Annotated in this window: 22 protein-coding genes and 1 riboswitch; of the genes, 10 read left to right on the top strand and 12 right to left on the bottom strand. The window is 46.1% G+C overall.

Going from position 1 to position 21,836, the window contains the following annotated elements; all coding sequences use genetic code 11:
- On the bottom strand, positions 1-371 hold a 371-nt coding region (locus B2U10_RS04490), incomplete at its 3' end, for a phosphate acyltransferase (protein ID WP_290785918.1).
- A 345-nt stretch (positions 372-716) separates the two neighbouring features.
- Here B2U10_RS04490 and hemQ point away from each other — a divergent pair.
- Together hemQ and B2U10_RS04480 are read left to right on the top strand one after the other, a co-directional pair.
- On the top strand, positions 717-1,493 hold the full coding sequence (hemQ, locus tag B2U10_RS04485; RefSeq protein WP_035411450.1) for a hydrogen peroxide-dependent heme synthase: 777 nt from the start codon (positions 717-719) through the stop codon (positions 1,491-1,493).
- A 92-nt stretch (positions 1,494-1,585) separates the two neighbouring features.
- Positions 1,586-1,735 (top strand): hypothetical protein, encoded by a 150-nt coding sequence (locus tag B2U10_RS04480; protein ID WP_023466754.1) that lies wholly within the window; start codon positions 1,586-1,588, stop codon positions 1,733-1,735.
- Positions 1,736-1,831: 96 nt separating this feature from the next.
- Here the strand turns inward: B2U10_RS04480 and B2U10_RS04475 are convergent, their stop codons facing one another.
- Both B2U10_RS04475 and B2U10_RS04470 read right to left on the bottom strand, forming a co-directional pair.
- Positions 1,832-2,200, bottom strand: a complete 369-nt coding sequence (locus tag B2U10_RS04475; protein ID WP_023466753.1) for a DUF423 domain-containing protein — start codon at positions 2,198-2,200, stop codon at positions 1,832-1,834.
- 2 nt (positions 2,201-2,202) lie between these two features.
- On the bottom strand, positions 2,203-2,808 hold the full coding sequence (locus B2U10_RS04470; RefSeq protein WP_023466752.1) for a trimeric intracellular cation channel family protein: 606 nt from the start codon (positions 2,806-2,808) through the stop codon (positions 2,203-2,205).
- A gap of 165 nt (positions 2,809-2,973) precedes the next feature.
- On the opposite strand from B2U10_RS04470, the gene B2U10_RS04465 reads away from it, so the two are divergent.
- The 4 genes from B2U10_RS04465 to B2U10_RS04450 all read left to right on the top strand — a co-directional run bounded on the left by B2U10_RS04465 (position 2,974) and on the right by B2U10_RS04450 (position 7,406).
- Positions 2,974-4,602 (top strand): ABC1 kinase family protein, encoded by a 1,629-nt coding sequence (locus B2U10_RS04465; RefSeq protein ID WP_035411453.1) that lies wholly within the window; start codon positions 2,974-2,976, stop codon positions 4,600-4,602.
- 141 nt (positions 4,603-4,743) lie between these two features.
- Positions 4,744-5,595 (top strand): GRP family sugar transporter, encoded by an 852-nt coding sequence (locus B2U10_RS04460; protein WP_197026242.1) that lies wholly within the window; start codon positions 4,744-4,746, stop codon positions 5,593-5,595.
- A gap of 18 nt (positions 5,596-5,613) precedes the next feature.
- Positions 5,614-6,399: an SDR family oxidoreductase gene (locus B2U10_RS04455; protein ID WP_035411459.1), complete on the top strand. Its 786-nt coding sequence runs from the start codon at positions 5,614-5,616 to the stop codon at positions 6,397-6,399.
- A 32-nt stretch (positions 6,400-6,431) separates the two neighbouring features.
- Complete coding sequence (locus B2U10_RS04450; RefSeq protein WP_290785914.1) at positions 6,432-7,406, top strand: cation diffusion facilitator family transporter; 975 nt, start codon at positions 6,432-6,434, stop codon at positions 7,404-7,406.
- A 41-nt stretch (positions 7,407-7,447) separates the two neighbouring features.
- On the opposite strand, the gene B2U10_RS04445 is transcribed toward B2U10_RS04450, so the two are convergent.
- The 3 genes from B2U10_RS04445 to B2U10_RS04435 all read right to left on the bottom strand — a co-directional run bounded on the left by B2U10_RS04445 (position 7,448) and on the right by B2U10_RS04435 (position 9,211).
- Complete coding sequence (locus B2U10_RS04445; protein WP_290785911.1) at positions 7,448-8,158, bottom strand: thermonuclease family protein; 711 nt, start codon at positions 8,156-8,158, stop codon at positions 7,448-7,450.
- Positions 8,159-8,233: 75 nt separating this feature from the next.
- Positions 8,234-8,884 (bottom strand): SDR family NAD(P)-dependent oxidoreductase, encoded by a 651-nt coding sequence (locus B2U10_RS04440; RefSeq protein ID WP_035411468.1) that lies wholly within the window; start codon positions 8,882-8,884, stop codon positions 8,234-8,236.
- A gap of 60 nt (positions 8,885-8,944) precedes the next feature.
- Positions 8,945-9,211 (bottom strand): DUF5327 family protein, encoded by a 267-nt coding sequence (locus B2U10_RS04435; RefSeq protein WP_035411472.1) that lies wholly within the window; start codon positions 9,209-9,211, stop codon positions 8,945-8,947.
- 57 nt (positions 9,212-9,268) lie between these two features.
- Here B2U10_RS04435 and B2U10_RS04430 point away from each other — a divergent pair, with 57 nt between their 5' ends.
- Together B2U10_RS04430 and B2U10_RS04425 are read left to right on the top strand one after the other, a co-directional pair.
- A complete protein-coding gene (locus B2U10_RS04430) occupies positions 9,269-10,237 on the top strand; it encodes a Gfo/Idh/MocA family oxidoreductase (protein WP_290748388.1) in 969 nt (322 codons plus the stop codon).
- Between the two features lie 33 nt (positions 10,238-10,270).
- The gene (locus tag B2U10_RS04425; RefSeq protein WP_035411477.1) at positions 10,271-11,932 is read left to right on the top strand and encodes a glycerol-3-phosphate dehydrogenase/oxidase; all 1,662 of its coding nucleotides are present in this window, start codon (positions 10,271-10,273) and stop codon (positions 11,930-11,932) included.
- A 47-nt stretch (positions 11,933-11,979) separates the two neighbouring features.
- On the opposite strand, the gene B2U10_RS04420 is transcribed toward B2U10_RS04425, so the two are convergent.
- From B2U10_RS04420 to B2U10_RS04395, 6 genes are all read right to left on the bottom strand, one after another.
- On the bottom strand, positions 11,980-13,416 hold the full coding sequence (locus B2U10_RS04420) for an amino acid permease (RefSeq protein ID WP_035411480.1): 1,437 nt from the start codon (positions 13,414-13,416) through the stop codon (positions 11,980-11,982).
- 225 nt (positions 13,417-13,641) lie between these two features.
- Positions 13,642-14,937 (bottom strand): DUF2252 domain-containing protein, encoded by a 1,296-nt coding sequence (locus B2U10_RS04415; RefSeq protein WP_290785907.1) that lies wholly within the window; start codon positions 14,935-14,937, stop codon positions 13,642-13,644.
- Between the two features lie 68 nt (positions 14,938-15,005).
- Entirely contained in the window at positions 15,006-15,953 is a 948-nt protein-coding gene (gene msrA, locus B2U10_RS04410; RefSeq protein WP_035411485.1) for a peptide-methionine (S)-S-oxide reductase MsrA, read from the bottom strand.
- 69 nt (positions 15,954-16,022) lie between these two features.
- Entirely contained in the window at positions 16,023-16,205 is a 183-nt protein-coding gene (locus tag B2U10_RS04405) for a hypothetical protein (RefSeq protein ID WP_290785904.1), read from the bottom strand.
- 60 nt (positions 16,206-16,265) lie between these two features.
- Entirely contained in the window at positions 16,266-18,026 is a 1,761-nt protein-coding gene (locus B2U10_RS04400) for a solute:sodium symporter family transporter (protein WP_290785901.1), read from the bottom strand.
- A gap of 151 nt (positions 18,027-18,177) precedes the next feature.
- On the bottom strand, positions 18,178-19,659 hold the full coding sequence (locus B2U10_RS04395; protein ID WP_035411488.1) for an amino acid permease: 1,482 nt from the start codon (positions 19,657-19,659) through the stop codon (positions 18,178-18,180).
- A gap of 131 nt (positions 19,660-19,790) precedes the next feature.
- A riboswitch (Lysine riboswitch) is annotated at positions 19,791-19,979 on the bottom strand.
- Positions 19,980-20,144: 165 nt separating this feature from the next.
- Between B2U10_RS04395 and B2U10_RS04390 the strand changes: the two genes are divergently transcribed.
- A complete protein-coding gene (locus B2U10_RS04390) occupies positions 20,145-20,600 on the top strand; it encodes a MarR family winged helix-turn-helix transcriptional regulator (RefSeq protein ID WP_290748404.1) in 456 nt (151 codons plus the stop codon).
- A gap of 137 nt (positions 20,601-20,737) precedes the next feature.
- Positions 20,738-21,829 carry a diguanylate cyclase gene (locus B2U10_RS04385; RefSeq protein WP_290785898.1) on the top strand — a complete coding sequence of 364 codons (1,092 nt, stop codon included), beginning with the start codon at positions 20,738-20,740 and terminating at the stop codon, positions 21,827-21,829.
- The last annotated feature ends 7 nt before the right edge of the window (positions 21,830-21,836 follow it).

Here is a 21,836-nt window from a genome sequence, read left to right as displayed (position 1 = left end):
CCCGATACAAGACCTTCTGCTTGTCCAGTGTGAACGAGCATTGTACCGAACGTGTTCACGTCTTTTAAGATGACAGCACGTGCTTGTTCTTCTGTTGCTTTCCCTTTACGACGCTCAACGAAAGATGCGACGAGCTCATCAATGCCAGCGTAAGAAGCAGGATCGATTGTATCAAGTCCAGTTACATCGATGCCGTTCGCTGTTGCTGTTTCTTCAATTTGTGCACGCGGTCCGATGACGACCGGTGTGACAAGACCGTCTTTCTTCAAACGGACAGCTGCGCCGAGAACACGCGCGTCAATTCCTTCTGGGAAGACGATTTTCGGTTGGTGCGCTTTAATCTTTTGTTCTAACATATCGAATAATTGCATGAGTTTCTCTCCTTTTTTAGGTAAACACGACGACGTCGATTTGATCCATTTTCTTTTCCACCGTTTATTATACACAGTTCTCAATCGTTGTTAAAACAATTTGCAAAAAAGTTATCTAACAAAAGCACTGAAGCCATATTCCCTGACTATTACAGTCCTTTTAAAGAATAGTACAGAGACTTTTTTAAGTAAAATATTGTCCCTTTCTCCTTTTACCCACTCCCTGCTCTTTTCATGTGTTACGATCTCGTGGACAAAAATTTTTAAGACAAAGCCTTTTATATAGAATGTGATAAGATAGGATATGGAAAAAGACAATTTATTTCAGACTCAGGAGGTCATCCCATGCAACACCAAACATCTGAACCGACTGCTACGCAACAAGCCGCTGAAACACTCGACGGCTGGTATACATTACATGATTTTCGCCGGATCGATTGGTCACGCTTAAAACAAGTCGACGCGACAGAGCGCGCGCGCATGATTGAAGAGTTCCAAGCCTTCCTCGCAGAGCTTTCTGGGGTGGAAGAAGCTAAAGACGGAAGCCACGCACTTTATACGATCATTGGTCAAAAAGCAGATCTCGTCTTGATGGTTCTTCGTCCTACGATGGAACAAATTCAAGACGTCGAAGTCAAGATGCAGAAACTCGATCTCTATGATTATTTGGTTCCAACATATTCTTATGTCTCTGTCGTCGAACTTGGTACGTACCGTGGTTCAGGCGAAGGAAACCCATACGAGAATCCATATGTGCGTGACCGCCTCTATCCGATCCTGCCACAAGCGAAGCACATCTGCTTCTATCCAATGAGCAAGTCACGTCGCGATGGCGATAACTGGTATACACTCTCAATGGAGAAACGAAAAGAGCTCATGTATCGTCACGGTATGATCGGTCGGAGTTACGCTGGGAAGATTCAGCAAATCATCGGCGGATCAACAGGATTTGACGATTGGGAATGGGGCGTTACGCTCTTCTCAGATGACATTCTTCAGTTCAAGAAAATCGTCTACGAAATGCGTTTTGATGAAGTCAGCGCGAAATATGGCGAGTTCGGTGAGTTCTTCATTGGTAACCGTCTCGAAAGTGAACAATTAAATACTCATTTTGCACTTTAATGTGTTGAATGACGTTTGATTGAAATATCTCATGGGAATATACTCCTTGCGGCTATAAAACAGTAAGTTGAATGACGTAAGGAGGAATTACCATGGGGAATGCTATGAACCGATCGACACGATCGCGTGAATTGCAATTCGCTGTGCTTTCAAAAGAGCTGAAACCGGTTGCAGATCGTGTACTGGATCGCTATGAGCAAGCATTATCGAAGCTAAACAAAACACAAACGACAAAGCGGTGAATCCGTTTTGATACCTACGCCTACTCTATCATGAGTAGGCGTTTTTCATATGAAAAAGACCGTCTTTCTCCATGACTGAAGAAACACGGTCCGTTCTCATAATCCTTTATAGGCACCAATTGCGACAAAGATCCACGCCGCGATGAACAAGACGCCACCGATCGGTGTGATGGCACCCAGTTTCGTTACATTCGTCAATGCCATGACGTACAGACTACCTGAGAAGAAGACGATTCCGGCGAGCATCAGCCATGCAGCCAATGACCATTGTGGGATCGATGCCTTTAATAAGAGTCCTCCGAGTGCTAGGATGCCGAGCGAGTGTACCATCTGGTAAAGTACGCCTGTCTGCCAGTTCGCGAGCATCCGCTCCGTCAACATATCTTTTAAGGCGTGTGCACCGAATGCACCTAGTGCGACCGATAGCATCATCGAGATCGCGCCAATCATAATGAATACTTTCATACTTATTCTCCCCCTAACCGTCGTGCTGGTAAATTCCATTCATAATAATACGATAGCATACGTAAAACGGTGATGAGTCCAAGCAATGTGAACAAATGTAGAGGATTCGTCAATTGGAAGCGATCAATCACGAGTGCAGCCATGACAGCCCACATCGCATAAATCTCTTTATGCAAGACGAGTGGTTTCCGACCTGCGAGCAAATCGCGAATCACACCACCACCAACACCGGTCAGTACAGCCGCTGAAATTGTTGCTGACAACGGCAGTCCTTTTGCTGTCGCCATCAGGGCACCTTGAATCGCAAACGCAGACAATCCGAGCGCATCCGCGAGGACCCCCCAACGTGTCCAGTGCGGCAAGAATAACTGAGGTAACATGAAAATCAACAACGCAACGAGAATCGCGACTAAAAAGAGACCACCTTGTGACCAGAGAGCAGATACTGGTACACCAATCAATAGATTACGAATGGCACCACCACCAAATGCTGTGATCAAAGCAAGTAACCAAACGCCGAATAAATCATATTTTTCTTCCATCGCGACGATCGCACCACTCATCGCAAAAGCGACCGTGCCGATGATATTCAATAAGTCCCAGGACATGCGCACATTTCACCTTTCTACAAAGAAATTCCAATACTTACTATACTCTCTTTTTAGTTTCCGTAAAGCATTAATTTTCTGTCACCGTTTCGACCGTTTGCGAGTGACGTTTTTAGGTAAAGTAACCTATACTGAAACAAACTGTACAGGAAGCTAGGTGACCGTATGAAACGTTGGGCGCTTTATCGCATCGTCGTCATCGTGACGATGTTCGCACGTTACATCTTTACGATCTATCGATTCACCCGGAAAAACCGGCCAGGTACGAACAATGAAGAGTTTGAGCGCATCATGATCCGAATTGCGCGTGACTATAAGAAAAAAGCATTACGGTTAGAAGGATTATTGATCAAGCTCGGTCAATTCTTATCGATTCGAGCCGATCTGTTTCCTCCGTCCGTCTTGATGGAACTGACCGAACTGGTTGATAAAGTTCCTTCAAGTAAACTTGGAGAGTCACGAAAGATCATCGAAGAGGATTGGGGGATGCCAATCGAAGAAATCATCTCGGATATCAGTTCCCGTCCTGTCGCTTCTGCCTCGATTGGTGAGGTGTACAGCGGAACCTTAAAATCAAACGGTAAAAAAGTCGCGATCAAAGTACAGCGACCGAATATCGAACAAATCATCAAAACCGATTTCCGTGCCATGCGTATCGTCATTGCCATGTTGCGCCGGACGTCGTTAAACAAATCGACTGATTTGCAAAGCTTATATCGCCAAATGGTCTTCGTAATCGGTGATGAATTGAATTACCGTACCGAATTAAAAAACGGTCTCTACTTTAAAAAGATGTATGAAACAAACCCTGTCATTTATATCCCGAGCTATTATGAAGAACATTGTACAAATCGGGTGCTTGTTATGGAATGGATTGAAGGAACACGCATCACAGATCTGGATTATCTAGCCGAACATCAGATTGACCGTGAAGAACTAGCACGTAATTTATTTTTGAACGCTGGAGAACAATTATTGTTCGGCGGGAAATTCCACGCCGATCCGCACCCAGGCAATGTCCTCGTCCAGTCCGATGGCAAAATCGTCTTGCTTGATTTTGGGATGATCGGAGCGACGACGCCCGATGATATGCGAGCGATCCAGCGGATTCTTCAGTCCTTCGTCACATTGGATTACGATGCAATCGTCGATGGTTTAGAAGATCTACGATTCTTATTGCCAAATGCGAATAAGCAAAATATCCGACAAGCAATTGAAAAAGCAGTCACGTTCTATCTCGAAAGTGATATGGAAAACGTGGATACAAAACTGATCGAGAAGGTCTTATCCGATATCGAATTGCTCGTCCGAAATGAACCGATCCAGCTTCCTGCTGAGTTTGCTTTCTTTGGACGTGCCGCATCAACGATTCTTGGAATCCTTCAGATTCTTTCACCGCAAATCAACCTGCTGGAACTCGCTAAACCAATGGTTCGACGCTGGCTCGATGACGAAGGGAAAAATCAAAACCGTTACCTACAGATTGCTGGTTCTTACGGCGCGCGATTGCTCGCCTTCCCGCGTCTTGTTAACGATGCCTTAAGCGAACCGACACGTTGGCGGATCATGGAGCAACAAAAGTTCTCTCGTGTTGCGAACATCGAGTCACTCAAAATCCGACAGTGGACGAGTTCGCTCGTCGGGATCATCAGCCTGCCTTTTAGTTATCTCGGCTATTATTTTACGCAGTACGACGTCATGGGCATTTCCTTGACCATCGCTGTCATCGCTTTATGGAACGGTCGCCGGATCGGACGACAAATCGTCCGGATCGCCGATGAACCATTCCGTTAAATAACACATGAGCAGACGTCCACCTCGGTGGACGTTTTTTATTTCAGAATAATTCATCTTCGCACCATAAGGTTTTTCCTATCGCCTTGCGGGGTACAGCTTCAAGTAGAGAGATAATAGTAAGGAGAGGTGAAACACTTGATTGATATTCTAATTGCCATCGTTCCCGCATTGATGTGGGGATCGTTGCCGCTTGTCGTTTCGAAAATCGGAGGTTCAACGGCGCAACAAATCATCGGTACGACTCTGGGTGCGTTACTTTTCGCGATCGTCACCTTCTTTTTTGTCAGCCCAGAGATGTCGACGACCGCTTGGGTTGCCGGATTCTTTTCTGGTGCCTTTTGGGCACTTGGTCAAAAAAATCAATTTGCCGCATTTCGTCAAATGGGTGTCTCAAAAACGATGCCAATTTCAACAGGGATGCAACTCGTCGGAACATCGTTGTTCGGTGTTCTTGCTTTTGGAGAGTGGTCAACGACAACTGCCTTGATTCTCGGAATCAGTGCGCTTGTATTGATCATTGCCGGAGCAGCTTTCACGTCTTATAAGGAGGATAAAAGTAAAGAAGACGAGAATATCGGCAAAGGATTGACGCTCCTTCTCATCTCGACTGTCGGGTATGTCGGTTACGTCGTCATCGCCCGCTGGTTTGATATTAATGGCTGGGAAGCCGTATTACCGCAAGCGATCGGGATGGTCGTCAGCGCCATTCTTCTTTCTTTACGAGAAGGAGACCTCTTCACGAAGAAAACTGCTGGCAATACCATCGGCGGACTCATGTGGGCTGTCGGGAACGTCGCTTTACTGTTTGCTACGGCAAAAGTTGGAGTCGCAACAAGCTTCTCCCTTTCTCAAACAGGTGTCGTCATTTCAACCATTGGTGGCGTCCTCTTGCTGAAAGAAACAAAAACGAAGAAAGAGATGACCTTCGTCATTATCGGTTGTATTTTAGTCGTTGCTGGTGGAATCATGATTGGATTTACGAAACAATAAATGAAGGAGTGAAGCATCATGTATGAAAGTTTAAAAGGAAAAGTTGCCGTCGTAACAGGTGGATCAATGGGAATCGGTGAAGCTATCGTTCGTCGTTATGCAGAAGAAGGCATGCGTGTCGTCATCAACTATCGCAGCCACCCGGAAGAAGCGAAAAAAATCGCTGAATCGATTCAAGAAAAAGGTGGGGAAGCCTTTATCGTCCAAGGGGATGTCTCAAAGGAAGATGATATGATCAACCTTGTGAAAGAGACGGTGGCTCACTTTGGTCAGTTGGATGTTTTCGTCAATAACGCGGGAATCGAGATGCCGTCAGCATCCCACGAGATGTCGCTCGAAGATTGGCAAAAAGTCATCGACGTCAACTTAACAGGAGCTTTCCTCGGGGCACGAGAAGCACTGAAGTACTTCGTCGAACATGATGTCAAAGGTAGTATCATCAATATGTCGAGTGTGCATGAAATCATTCCGTGGCCGACATTCGTCCACTACGCTGCGAGTAAAGGTGGCGTCAAATTGATGACACAAACCCTTGCGATGGAGTATGCACCAAAAGGAATCCGGGTTAACGCGATTGGACCTGGTGCAATCAATACGCCGATTAACGCTGAAAAATTCGAAGATCCAGAACAACGCAAAGAAGTCGAGAGCATGATTCCAATGGGCAACATCGGGAAACCAGAAGAGATTTCTGCCGTTGCCGCATGGCTTGCATCTGACGAAGCAAGTTATGTCACAGGGATCACACTCTTTGCCGACGGTGGCATGACACTTTATCCGTCTTTCCAAGCAGGACGCGGTTAACCTATTTTGAGTAGACAAGGAGAGAACCGCTCATGACCACTTTTTTCTCATTGATCCGTCGCGGAAATAAGTCAGCCCTTGCTGCCGCCATCGTCAATACGATCATTGCCGCGATCAAGTTCGTCGCCTATATCTTAACTGGGAATGTAGCGATGTTCGCTGAAATGATGCATACGATCGGTGACGCAGCGAACCAGTTCTTCGTCTACATCGGTTCTGCTCTCAGTAAAAAAGCACCAACGAAACGGTTTCCGAATGGTTTTGGTCGCCTTGTGAATCTCGTCTTACTTGCTGCGATCATCGTCGTTGCATTGCTTGCTTACGAGACGATTCGGGAAGGCATCTTGCATATCACACACGGTCCTGGCGAAAAAACGAATGGTTTGTGGATCATCCTGACGGCACTTGGCATTGGTGTCGTACTGGAAGTCGGAGTGTTCTATAAAGCGATGAAAGAAATCGCACATGAGACGGGACTCAAATCGAGCGGACTGACACTTGTTGGTCAAAGCTTCGCCCATCTTGGACAAGCCAAACCGGCGACACGTCTTGTCTTCATGGAAGATCTTGTCGCAACTCTTGGTGGCGTCATCGCCATTATCGCTGTCCTGATTTCGCACTATACATCGTTTTATCAAGCAGAAGGCATTGCATCCATCTTGATTGGACTCATGATGTTTTATGTCGTCTACAACGTCTTTATTCAAAATGCTGCCGGTGCGCTCGGTGAGGTTGATGAAGTACTGACAGCCAAAATCGGTGAAATCTTGTTACGTGATGAAGCGGTTCGGGACATCGAAAAACTTGAAGTCATCAAGGAAGGAGATCACTTCCATGTCGAAACGGAGATTGAAGTTGATCCCAACTTGACAATTGCGCAAGCGGACGACATTAAAGATCGACTCGAATTGCAAATTCGCATCCTTAAAGGAATCACCGATGTCACGATCTCCTTTGATGAAGATGATAACGTACAGCAGTATCAACCACCGCCACCACCTGTATGATAGATAAAAGCCATCGCTAGCGATGGCTTTTTTTGCGTTTATCAGCGTGTTGCTCGGACGAATCCGGCTTCTTGTGCTTCTTTCTCCGTACAGAACCGTTGCTCCGGCTTCACTTCATTGTAAGACTGACCACCCGGGACATGGTAAATTTTTTTACCTGACCGATTGATATTACCTTTGATATCGCAGGATTTCGTTTCTGTAATCGCTTGAACATTGAATCCGCGATTCGTGACGTAGCCATCGTGCTTCCAGATTTTCTTCTTTGCCTGCTTGGCTTCCTGTTCGATCTGTTCAAACACATCGACATAACGTGTGTCTGGTTCATAGACGAACGCCACACGCGCAAGACCTTTTCGGAGTAACTCTTGATTCAACATTTTATCGCCGTACCAGACATATGCGAGCAGTCGTCCGTATCGGTCAGCCCGGGAATGATCACGCTCTAACCGAATAGCTGTCCCGCTCGGTAATGTCTCTTTTGTAAACGCTGAAGCTTCCGTTCCATAAGTTTGAACCGGCGTATCCGGTTTAACAGTTTCCGGTGTATCGACGAGCAACAAACGAACATCCTCCGTTTTCCCGTCTGCTAGCCTCACTTTTAATGTATCCCCATCGATGACGCGTTGCACCGTCGCTTTCGTAATCTTTTCATCGTCTGGTTGCTTGATGCCAAGCAGATCGGTTTCTTCTGGTGCACAACCGATGAGGACGAATAAAAAAAGTAGACTTATGAATACAGATCGTCTCATTTCTATTTCTCTCCTTTCCATGAAAATACGGATTCGGTCAATGTCCGAACCCGCATACGTCACCTTGTTCATAAGTTAGTCTGCTGATAGAACTGTCTCTACTTCGTTACGGTTTGTATAGAGTGTATAGAACGCTTCCGCTACGTTTTTCGGATCAAGTGCCGTTCCACGCTTCACTTCTCCGGCAATCGTGACAGTTCCGACGTAGACACCGTCTTCCTTCAACGTATCATGGAGCATGTGCGTCACTTGACGAACGCCTGCCTTGCCAATCGAAAGCCCTGGTAACGATTTGATTGCTTGCATTGCAGCGCCACCTCCTGTAATCAGGATGGCGCCGTCTTTTCGTTCCTGCATCGAAGGAGCAACGAGTTGTGCGGCATGCAGTGCACCGAGAACATCGATCTCGAACTCTTTCGTAATCTGTTCTGCCGAGACTTCAAGGACAGATGCTTGATGTAAAATCGAAGCATTATAGACTAAGACATCGATTTGTCCATACTGCTCCTCTGTCCATTCGATGAGTGATGCGATATCGGCTTTTCGAGAAGCATCACATTCTACCCCCACCGCCTCTACACCTTCTTCTTTTAGTTCCGTGATGACGGCTGCAAGCGTTTCTTGTGTCCGCGCCGCACAAACGACTTGAAACCCTTCTTGCCCGAATCGTTTACTGATTTCATATCCGTTTCCTGGTCCTGCTCCAATGACGATGACTGTTTTCATGACGTATCTCCCTTTCTCATTTTAACTGTGATGGTTATTCCCTGAATTGCGTCATTTCATTCAAAAATCGAGCAATGAAGTGCCTTTTTCTTCTTTTTCCTGCGAAACACCCATGAAACGCGCTAACATCGGATCGACCGCTGGGGTTGCTTGAGGCGTTGACGTAGGAAGCGATATTGTCGAACTCGACGTCGAATCGGATTCGAGCAGTAGTTCACAGTAAACCTTCATCGCTGCAATCTGTTCTTTCTGCGCAGCTCCTGTTGTTTGGTCAATACGTTGCATCGCTTGGCGCATCTTTTCGATGATGTGTTGCTCGGTAATCATCTTGTATTCCTCCTTATGGTAGATTGAGGGTATGAACTTGAAAAGGATGTGTTTTCTATGATTCGTACCGCATTAGTTGGTTTTGGTCTTGCCGGTGAACATTTGCATGCGCCTTATTTACACGCACCTGATTATCAGTTGGTCGCTGTTCAGTCGAGTCGCCCGGAAGCGGTCGCTGCGTACGACGCGACGCTCCCTGTCTATCCGACACTTGAAGCATTACTTGAAGCGGAACAAATCGATTTAGTCGTCATCGCGACGGCAAATGATCTTCATTATCCACTCGCGCGTCACGCCTTGCTCTCGGGCTGTGATGTACTTGTCGAGAAACCGTTCACCGTCACGCTCGAAGAAGCCGAAACGTTGACAGAACTAGCACGGACATACGGTCGGTTACTGACAGTTTATCATAATCGGCGGTACACGAAGGACTTTCGGACGCTGATGACCTTATTGAAATCTGGACGACTCGGTACGCTCCAGACGTTCGAAGCGCATTATGACCGTTACCGTCCCGATGTGCAGGAGCGTTGGCGCGAACAGGACGTTCCTGGTGCCGGACTATTGTACGACCTTGGTTCACACTTGATCGATCAAGCACTCGTCGCCTTCGATGAAATTCCAGACCGTGTCTTTTGTGATCAAACGATTCAACGACAAGATGGGATCGTTGATGACTATACACATCTAATTTTAGCCTTTGGCACGCGACGCGCTATTTTGCATATCGGTTCCATCGTTCCAGCTGTTGGTCCCTCCCTGATGGTGCACGGAACACAGGCGAGTTACTTCGTTGATGAAGTCGATACAAAACGGACGACCTATCAATTGGCTGAAGCAAATGGACCTCTGCAAGACTTCCCTTTTGTTTCCGGTCATTTTGGGGATTATTATACGGATCTCGCTCCAGCCATCCGTAAGCGAACCACACCACCTGTCTCTGCGAAACAGGCTGAACTCGTCATGAAAATCATTGATCGTGCTCAAAAGAGTGCAAAAGTGGGTACATGGATAGAAGTAGACTAACTATTCATTTCAGACGAACAGGGGGAAGACAAGATGTTTTCAAGTACGGAACGGACAGCATGGTTAGAAGAGATGGGACAAGAACTTCTAGACGTCCTCGTCATCGGGGGCGGTATCACGGGAGCTGGTATTCTGCTTGACGCACAAAGTCGCGGCATGCGAACAGGCTTGATTGAAATGCAGGACTTCGCCGAAGGGACATCGAGCCGATCGACGAAACTTGTCCATGGTGGATTGCGTTATCTGAAGCAGTTCGAGATTAAACTCGTCGCCGAAGTCGGGAAAGAACGTGCCATCGTGTATGAGAACGCACCGCATGTGACGACACCGGAGTGGATGATGCTTCCACTTGTCGAAGGTGGTACATTCGGTAGCTTCTCGACCTCAATCGGCTTACGTGTCTATGACCAACTCGCTGGTGTCAAACGCCATGAACGTCGGACGATGCTTAGCAAAGAAGAAACATTACGTTACGAACCACTGCTACGCTCGGAACACTTAGTCGGCGGTGGTCGGTATGTCGAATATAAAACGGATGACGCTCGACTGACGGTCGAAGTCTTAAAGGCAGCCATCGGTTACGGCGGACGTGCCGTCAATTATACGAAAGCGGAATCGCTTGTCTACCACAATGGAAAAGTCGTTGGTGTCGAAGTCCGCGACGTCTTAAGTGGCAAAACGTATACGATTCGGGCGAAGAAGATCATTAATGCGACAGGTCCTTGGGTCGATGAACTGCGCGAAAAAGACGGTTCGAAGTCTGGAAAGTCATTACACCTGACAAAAGGGATTCATCTCGTCATCGATCAAGTACATTTCCCGTTGCAACAAGCCGTTTACTTCGATGTTCCAGACGGTCGGATGATCTTTGCGATTCCACGTGAAGGGAAAACGTATGTCGGAACAACGGATACGAACTATAAAGGAGATATTCTTGAGCCTGGTGTCACCGTCGAGGATCAGGATTACATCCTAGAGGCGACGAATCAAATGTTCAACGTCGAGTTACGACCTGAGCATGTCGAATCAACGTGGTCTGGACTACGTCCACTCATTCATGAAGATGGAAAAGATCCAAGTGAACTGTCCCGAAAAGACGAAATCTTCGTTTCGAAATCCGGTCTGATGTCAATCGCCGGTGGTAAGTTGACTGGGTACCGGAAGATGGCAGAACGAATCATCGATATGGTCGCTGAGCAATTCAAGACAGAAGAAAATCGAATTTATCTTGCTTCCCGTACGCACGATATCTTGCTTGGTGGTGGTCATCCACAAGGAAGTAAAGGATTCGCGCGTTACATGAAGGAACAACAACCAAAAGGCGAAGCACTTGGGTTGTCACCGAATGAGACGACATGGCTCATCCAGCGCTACGGTACGAATGTCGAACGTGTCTTCGAATTGATTCGGACACGCGGTGACGAAGCCGCTCGTTATCAATTACCGTTACACTGGTTCGGTGCCCTTCTGTATGGTCTAGAAGCAGAGCTCGTCATGCAACCCGGTGACTTCTTGAACCGTCGTGCTTCAGCCGTCTTCTTTGATTTCCCACATGCTGAACAATACGCAGACGGTGTTCTTGCTCTGATGCGTAGCGAACTCGGCTGGTCGGCAGAAGATGAAGCGAAAGCCAATGAAAGCATTCGTCGTGAATTTGATGCGGTTCGCGTCAAAGGTCCTGTTCCACTTTCCTAACACAAGAAGACCCGATCGCCTGAAGGCGACTGGGTCTTTTGATGTGTTTACTCTTCTTCTTTTGAAGCAGCAAGTTCCGCTGCCGGCATGTTTCCTGGGTGTAGATTTGAACGCTTACGCGCAAACGTAAAGTAAAGCACTAAACCGATTGCAAGCCAGATTCCGAAAGCAATCCATGTCTCGAGTTTCAAGTTGAACATCAAGAAGAGACATGCAGCGATTGCTGCGATTGGCACATATGGCATACCCGGACATTTGAATGCGCGTGGGAGATCCGGCTGTGTTTTACGAAGAATCAAGACAGCGACAGAGATTAAGACGAATGCTGCGAGTGTACCCATGTTGACGAGGTTCGCGATGACATCGAGTGGAACGAATCCAGCGACGAGTGAACTACCAAGTCCGATCATCCAAGTCGCCTTGAATGGTGTTTGGTATTTCGGATGCACTTCGGAGAATACTTTAGGGAACATCCCGTCACGCGAGATCGCAAACGCGAGACGCACCATTCCGTATGTCATGACGAGAATAACCGTTGTGATCCCGAGAATCGCACCGAGATCGATGAAACCAGCGACCCAGTTTTGACCTGCCATTTGAATCGCAAGTGAGACCGGATGATCGATACCAGCGAATTGTTTGTAAGGGACGATCCCTGTCATGATGGCTGCGACGATGACGTAAAGAATTGTACAGACAGCAAGTGAACCGATGATACCACGTGGTAAGTTCTTTTGTGGATCACGGACTTCTTCCGCTGCTGATGTAACAGCATCAAAACCGATATACGCGAAGAAGACGATCGCAGCACCCGAGAAGACGCCTCCCCAACCAAATGGAGTGAATGGTGTCCAGTTTGATGGTTCAACGTAGCCAACACCGACGACGATGAACAACACGACGACTGCTAATTTGATGACGACCATGATGTTGTTGACACGTTTCGTTTCCTTGATTCCCATCGACAACAATGCCGTAATGGCAAAGAGGATCAGGAAGGCTGGAAGGTTGAAGTATGTCTTGGCTCCTTCTACTGCTCCTGGAGCTGCTGAGAGAGCTGTTGGCACATGGATATTAAATCCTGCGAGTAAAGACTGGAAGTAACCTGACCAACCGGCTGCTACGGCACTGGAGGCGAGTCCATATTCGAGAATCAAGTTCCAACCGATGATCCAAGCGAAGATCTCTCCCATCGTTGCATACGTATACGTATAGACAGATCCACTGACCGGAATCGTTGATGCAAATTCAGCGTAAGCAAGAGCAGCTAGACCACAGGCGATGGCAGATAGAATGAATGATACGATAAGTCCTGGTCCTGCAGTCAACGCTCCTGTTCCCGTCAAAACGAAAATTCCGGTACCGATGATGGCGCCAATTCCTAAAAACGTTAAATCCATCGCGCCAAGATTTCGAGCAAGTCCACTGTTGCGTTTACTTGCAGCAATCATAGCGGAAACATCTTTTTTCCGCGTCAAACTCATGATGTACTTCCCCCTATATCCGTTGTGATTTGTCTTACGAAGCGAGTCGTTCGTAAGAACTTAATCAAAAATTTACGAAGTTTTCAGATAAATTGATATAGGTCATTATACCTATTTGTTTTTTGCGTGACGCTTTCATCTGTTAAAGAATAAAAATCACTTCAAAAATATCGGCATGTAACATCTGTTACATGCCGATATTTTTCTCCTTTTTCAGTCCACGTTTTAAGTCGTTTTCCACGTCTTCGTCCATTCTAAAAACACTTGGTAATCCAGCTTTGTTCGCATGACATAAGCTTCTGACCAACGCTCGATCTGCTCCAAAAAAGCGGTATCGGAAACACCGATAGCTCGAATGATTTCAACATCCGCATGATGGGTTAATATTTTTTCTTGAATTCCCGCATCTTGATCTGCCCGCGCATGGATTTTCGCGGTAATTTGACCTTGAATACATAACACGTTCTCAAGGTCTTCCTGACTTTTTATATGCTTCGCCTTTAGTTTTTTCTTGTACGGTGAGCGCTCGCGTACATAATATTCCTTTTTTTCAATCGTCAGATAACCAAGATATGGATCTTCATGTGCCTGCATCGCCTTTTGCGACGTGATGACCCGTCTCCCTTGATGAACGGTTTCTGCTTCTGGACGATAAACGGGCAGGAATAACGAAGGAACAGACGTTTGCGCTTGTTTCATCTCAAGAATCAAATCTTCTTCTCCCCCTTCGCCCTCAATCAAGATGTAATAGCGCTCGAGACCAATGGATGCTGTTCCGCTGTCTAACTTACGAACGATATCCTTGATCGTATAGAACGATTCCTCACGGCGATCCTCGGTGTCGATTGTCTCGATGTAGGAAGGCCAGGCAGACTCAATTGCTGCTCGTGTCGCATCATCTACTACTTCCATATCCGGGAGTGTACAAAATCGTCTCACGCCATCTACCAGTTCTGTTCGCTCCCCCATTAATTCTTCACGTTTTTTTTCTGCTTTTTTGATTAACTTCTTGATTGGTCCTTTTGTATTATCCCGTGTAAAACAAACATCACTTGGATCTTTTCCAAGTGCATACTTTTTTAAATCATGTAAGTATTCAAGAACATAATTACGAATTGCAGGGACTGAATCATATCCTGCCTCTTCAGCGAATAATCGCACAGAGACTGCCATGCGAATCAAATCGTATAAATACGATCCTAAGTATCCTTCATCAAAGTCGTTGACGTCGTAGATGATTTCTCCTTTTGCATTGCCATGGACACCGAAGTTCTCAAAGTGAAGATCACCTTGGATCCAAGTTGGCTTATCACGAGGTGTGTCAAAACCAAGCGGAATCCGGGTCACATCGTAATAAAAAAGATGCGAACTCCCCCGAAAAAAACGAAATGGACTCAAACTCATCTTGTCGTACTTTTCCTGACGTGCTTTCTCATCGAGCTGACGGATTTCATGATCATAGAAATCAAGTACCTTTGCAATCGTCATCTGTCGAATCTCTTCATACACGGGCTGAAACATCTGATCCTCTCCTTTCCATTTGAAAAAAAGAGCAGTCAAAACGAAATCGTTTGACTGCTCCCTACATGTTACTCGAAATGTTTTTTATATTCCCCGTATCCTGCCGAATCAAGCTCTTCTACCGGAATAAATCGTAACGCTGCTGAGTTGATACAATAGCGTAGACCACCAAGCTCTGTCGGACCATCATCGAAAATGTGACCAAGATGACTATCTGCATTCGCAGAACGTACTTCCGTCCGCGTCATCCCATGACTCGTGTCGAGTTCGACTTCCATCTTGTCTTCTGAGATCGGTTTAGCGAAGCTCGGCCAACCACAGTTTGACTGGAATTTATCTTTTGATGTGAAGAGTGGTGTACCATCGACGATATCGACATAAAGACCTGGACGTTCTTCATCCCAGTATTCGTTACGAAAAGCGGGTTCTGTCCCGTTCTCTTGTGTGACTTTATACTGAATCGGTGTCAGACGCTCCTTTAATTCTTTTTCCTTACCATGATCCTTCCACGCTTCCTTAATGAATTTCGCACGACCGGAGCCGACGCTATACATCTGGTAGCGGAATGGGTTCTTTTTATAATAATCTTGGTGATATTCTTCTGCTGGCCAAAACGGCTTTTCCGGACGAATTTCTACCGCGACCGGACGCGAGAAACGTCCTGATGCGTCAAGCTCTGCTTTCGAACGTTCAGCTGCTTCACGCTGCGCTTCATCGACATAAAAAATGGCCGGCTGATATGATTCACCACGGTCATTGAATTGACCGCCCCCGTCTGTCGGATCGATTTGACGCCAGAAGATATCGAGTAATTCTTCGTACGTAATGACGGACGGATCGTACGTGACTTCAACCGCCTCCAAGTGACCTGTCGTTTCCGAACAGACCTCTTTATAAGTTGGGTTCTCTGTATGACCACCGGTATATCCTGAAATGACCTGCTCTACCCCATCATATTTATGGAATGGCTTGACCATGCACCAGAAACAACCACCTGCAAATATTGCTTTTGCCATCTATCTTCCCCTCCTCTGTATGTCTCTATTTTACCGCGTTCAGAGAATGGACTCGACTTTCCTGCTCATTCAATCCTCTGGGTTCGTTTTTAGGCGACGCATGACGAAGTAAATTGCTGCGAAGACAAGAAGAAGTCCTCCAAGCGAGTACAAGATGTTATTCAAACGATAAATCATTTGGTACAAGGCAAGCGTCACAAGCAATAATGCGATCGGTAAGAAGGCACGCTTAAAGTGGTACCAGTAATTCACGAAGATCGCCTCCTGTTTTTCTTTCATCTTACCCGATATGTCATGCCTTCTGCGAGAGGATTATTCGGCTTGACGGTACTCTTCTTCGAGATAGGTCCGATACTTCGCTTCCCAAGCGTTTAGCGACACACGCCATAATACGATCGTTGCCATGACAAGTCCTAACGTAATCGGCCAGAACCAAATCGATACGATGCCTGCTGTCGAAGCCAGTCCGATTTTTGAAAACAAGACGTACGTCCAAATGATGGATGTGCATAATAAGATTGAGACCGGAATCGCGAACTTCCATGGAGTGAGCTCGACAGACTGTCGTCGATTGACCTTTCTTGACTGGACGACCGGGTAACGATATCCCATGAACATCATGAACAGCACTTCAATCACGAGTAGAATACCGTACCCATGAATATAGCTAATGCCATGATCCCAGCCGAACAGTTGTTTGAAACCGAAGACGAATAAGTAATACGCGAACACGTGAAAGACGATGACGATTTTCGCCGCAATTGCCGGAATTCGTTTCATGAAAATTCCCATTAATACGATGACGAGAATCGGAATGTTGAAAAATCCTGTGAATTGCCGGATCAAACTCCATAAGCCGTCCGGCGCGTACATCAAGAATGGTGCGATGACGAAAGATATTAAAGCAACGATCGTTCCGAACCATTTACTGACACGAATCAAATGTTCATCACTCGCCTCTTTCGCAAACACCGGCTGATAGATATCGAGGACGAAAAGTGTTGCAATACTATTTAGCAACGAGTTAAACGAACTGAAGACGGCTCCGAGTAAGACAGCTAAGAAAAATCCCATCAGCGAGACCGGCAGTAACTCCGTAATGAGTCGAGGATATGATAAATCACCGCTTGTTAGTGTGTTCCCATACAAGTGATAGGCAATGATCCCAGGAATCAGCATGAAGATTGGAACTAATAACTTTAAGAATCCTGTCATGAGGACGCCCTTCTGTCCTTCCTTCAAATCTTTTGCCCCGAGCACACGTTGAATGACATATTGATTGAGTGACCAATAAAATAAGTTCGCAAATAGGATACCCGTGAAAATCGAGAAGAACGGAACGGCATCGGTTGAGCTTCCGATTGCGTTCAGCTTCTCCGGTTGCACAGTCGCAATCGTCTTCATCCCTTGAAGTAAATTCCCATCACCCAGTGTGATAAAGCCGAGTACCGGAACTAAGAATCCGACGAAGACGAGCCCAATCCCGTTCAAGGTATCCGAGACAGCCACCGCACGTAGTCCTCCAAAAATCGCATAAATTGCTCCGATGATCCCGACGACCCAGACGACTAACCAAAGAGATTGCGTATAACTAAGACCAAATAGTTCCGGAACATCGAATAGCTGCAAGACAGCAATCCCACCCGAATAAAGCATCGAAGGAATCGTGACGCACATATATCCGAGTAAAAAGAGTAAGACTGTCATCCGACGAACCGTCTCATCATACCGGTGACTTAAGTATTCCGGTAACGTCGAGATACCAAGCCCGAGAAACTTCGGGAGTAGATAAATCGCCATGATGATGGCAGCAAATCCCGCCGTGACTTCCCACGCCATACTCGACATGTTTCCCATGAAAGATTGTCCATTTAGTCCAATCAACTGTTCTGCCGACAAATTCGTCAGCAGTAGCGATCCGGCAATGAAAACGCCACTTAGCCCTCGACCTGCTAAGAAGTACTCATCAACACCTTGTGTTTTCCCGCGCGTCAACCGGTACGATATGTAGGCAACGAGCAACATGAAAAATGCTGCAGAACCTAATGTAAAAAATAATTCAGATGTAGTCATGTATCTCCCTCCCTCTCTTTTTCAAAATTCCTATTCTCAAATATGTATTCATTGATTCCTTTTTTATACTTTTTCAAAACTATATTTTAGAAAACGTTTTCTTTTTTAGGAACAAAAAACCACCTTCTATAAATAGAAGGCGGCTAGTTGATTACGATTGACGTGGATGTTCTGGGAAGTCCATCTCTTCGTAACGAACAATCGACGTCCGGTTTTTGAATTTGTGTCCTAACCAGAAGGCAAGGAACAACGGAATTCCGACATATGTCGCGGCAATCCCGACCCAATCAATTTGATCAGCAAGGAATGCTGCATAGTTTTGACCAACGATGACAAGGAAACAAAGACCGAATGCAAACAGCGGACCGAACGGGAACGCTGGTGCAACGTAAGGTAAATCTTTCAACGAATGACCTTGTGCAAGGAATCCTTTACGGAAACGATAGTGACTGATCGCAATTCCGAGCCATGCGATGAATCCTGTCATACCTGAAGCATTGAGTAACCACAGGTAGACTTGTCCACCAAACATCGATGTTAAGAAACAGAGCGCACCGATTGCTCCTGTTGCAAGCAAGGCGTTACGCGGTACCCCATTTTTCGACACTTTTGCAAAGAACTTTGGTGCATCTCCTTGACGAGCAAGTGTATACAGCATCCGTGTGGAAGCATACATACCTGAGTTACCGGCAGATAGAACAGATGTCAAGATGACGGCGTTCATGAGTGCTGCCGAGAACGCAAGACCTGCTTTTTCAAAGACGAGCGTAAACGGACTAACGGCAATGTCCGTGATGTCATTGGAAACCAAGTTCGGGCTCGTATACGGAATGAGCATCCCGATGACGAAAATCGCAAGGATGTAGAAGAGTAAAATGCGCCAGAAGACTTGTTTGACTGCTTTTGGAACGTTTTTTTTCGGATTTTCCGATTCACCTGCGGCAATTCCGACTAGTTCTGTTCCTTGGAAACTGAATCCAGCAACGAGGATGATTCCGATGACGGCAGGAATACCACCGACGAACGGCGCATCCCCGAGAGCAAAGTTTTTAAAGCCAACTGGTGGCTCCGATGTAAAGACACCGAAAATCATCGCAACACCGACGACTAAGAAGACGATGACAGTGACGACTTTAATCATGGCGAACCAATACTCCGCTTCCCCAAAACCTTTAACGGAGAAGTAGTTCAAGCCGATCATGAGTAAAAGGAATAAGGCACTGAAGTAAAATCCAGGAACGTCCGGGAACCAATACGTCATAACGATTTGTGCTGCAACGAGCTCAACTGCGATCGTGACTGCCCAGTTGTACCAGTAGTTCCAGCCGAGGGCAAAGCCGAATGAGGGATCGACGAATTTTGTCCCGTATGTCGAGAAGGATCCGGCGACAGGCATATACGCCGCCATTTCGCCAAGACTTGTCATTAAGAAGTAGACCATCAGACCAACGATTGCATACGATAGGAGTGCACCACCTGGTCCTGCTGCTGCAACGGAAGCACCGGACGCGATGAAAAGTCCTGTTCCGATTGCCCCACCGATGGCGATCATCGACATATGACGGGCTTGTAATCCACGTTTTAATCCTTCGGCTGTCGAATCTGTTGTTTGTTTCACATCTAGTTTGTTCATTTCGTTCGCTTCTCTCTGTTTAGATTTTTTGAGAGGACACTTTTTGAATGAAAAAACAAAAAGCGCCCTCATCTTCCAGATGGAAGATGAGAACGCAACATAATAAAATGAATGCGCCTCATTCTACCGTCGTGAAAGATAGCTCTCCACAAGTAAGTGATACCCGACTTGTGACAGTATTAGACCTATTCGATCTAATCCCAATCGATCATCTTCAAAGCGATGATTGATTTCGGCAATTCTTCCTTTCAGGTCACTTCATTTGTCGCTTGACGACATCCGTAACCGTACTCTTAAGAACTGCAACCTCCATCCCACTGGTTGAGTGAGAACTGAATTAAATTAGTTATTACTACGCCATATTACACAAACCGCCACGAAATTGTCAATTGCCTTTTTTGAATCTGGGGTAGTAGATGGTAAAAATCCGATATGTTTAGTACACTAAATGATAGAAGTCCACTGAGAGAAAGGATGCTGCTTGCATGCCACAGGAACGTGATTTGCTGACTTACCGACTCGAGGAACAAATGCGTGTCATTCTTCGTACCCTGCGACGTGAACTTAATCGACTATTTGAAGGAACAGCAACCCGAAGCGAATTTTTCATCTTACGGAGTCTTTCAGAAAACGGTCCCCAGCGTCCGACACTTCTTGCGGAACAATTTGAGCTGGCGACGAGTCAAGTCACTGCTTTAACGGATAAGCTCTATAAACAAGGATATGTCACACGGACGCGTTCGACGGAAGATCGTCGCTCGATTGTCCTCGCTTTGACGGATGACGGAGAGCGTGCTTTTCGGGAACTCGAGGTCGTCCGAAGAAACTATTTACAAGATCGCTTCGGAACTTTAACAGAAGAAGAACTGGAAACGATGATTCGTGTCTTCGATAAGATTTTACTGACGATGGATGAGGATACGCTCACTTCGTCTTCATAAAAAACGGTAGATTTTCTACCGTTTTTTATGTTTTATCTAAACATTTACCTCTGTCTAACCGTTACCTAGATGAGTATACTGGAGTATATATATGGAAATCTGTTAGCTGGGGGAGTTGGGAGGATTTGTTGTCCATCATGAATCAATTCATCATTAACTTTTGTCTACTGTTCACGACGATTACTCTCTTATTCTTACCATTTCGGAATCGACCACGTATTTCGCTGAATTCCAGCTGGAGTACACGCCTCATATTGGGAAGTGTCTGTGGTCTGATTGCAGTTTTGTTGATATTCAATGGCATTCAGATTGATGTCGCCCGTGTGGATTTACGAATCATCCCAGTCGCGATCGCTATGCTATTCGGTGGTTTCCCGAGCGCCATCGTCGCCGGTATAATGATCATCGGGACACGTTACTTTTTGACACCCGTCGATCAAATGGAGGGTTTTTATCTGTCCACACTGATTATAGTCTTAATCATTACGACGATCGGAATCGTACGTCGATTCGTTCATGTCTCGACGCGCCATTTTCAATTATTGGTGTCAATTGGTGTTCTCTATTCGTTACCTGCCATCTATATCCTAACAAACAGCTGGTCGACATTCTTTAAAATTTCAATCGCTTATATCTTCTTTAATCTATTGGCTGGCTTTGTTGCTTTTCGACTGCTGACGGAATTACGCCGTCACTTCGAAAACATTCAGTATCAACAAAAACTAGCGATGACGGATGCTTTGACCGGACTTGCCAATCGGCGCCGTCTCGATGATTCACTGTCACTTGTCGGTTCAACGGATCAAGGGTATTCACTTGTCTTGATTGATATCGACTTCTTCAAGCACGTCAATGATACATATGGTCATGACGCCGGGGATGATGTCCTACGTCAACTCGGCATGACACTCGCTTCCTTAACACGACCGGATGACCTCGTCGGACGATACGGTGGTGAAGAGTTTTTGATCATTTTACCAAGCACTACAGCTAAAGAAGCTCAAAAAATCGCAGAGTTGGCTCGGATGACGGTCGCACGCAACCTGTTCCCGACGGCAGACGTACCTGATCTGCAAATCACGATTTCGCTTGGGATTGCACATTCTAGTGGTTCCCATACGTCTTTAGAAGCATTACAAAAAGCAGATAAAGCGTTGTATTACTCAAAAGAAAGCGGACGAAACCGAAGTACGATTTATACGAAGGAACTTGCCTTCCGACAAGCTTGAATAAGAG

The sequence above is a fragment of the Exiguobacterium sp. UBA7533 genome, from assembly GCF_002479335.1.
In the GTDB taxonomy this organism is placed as follows: Bacteria; Bacillota; Bacilli; order Exiguobacteriales; family Exiguobacteriaceae; genus Exiguobacterium_A.
This window is presented reverse-complemented; position numbering and strand designations above follow the sequence as displayed.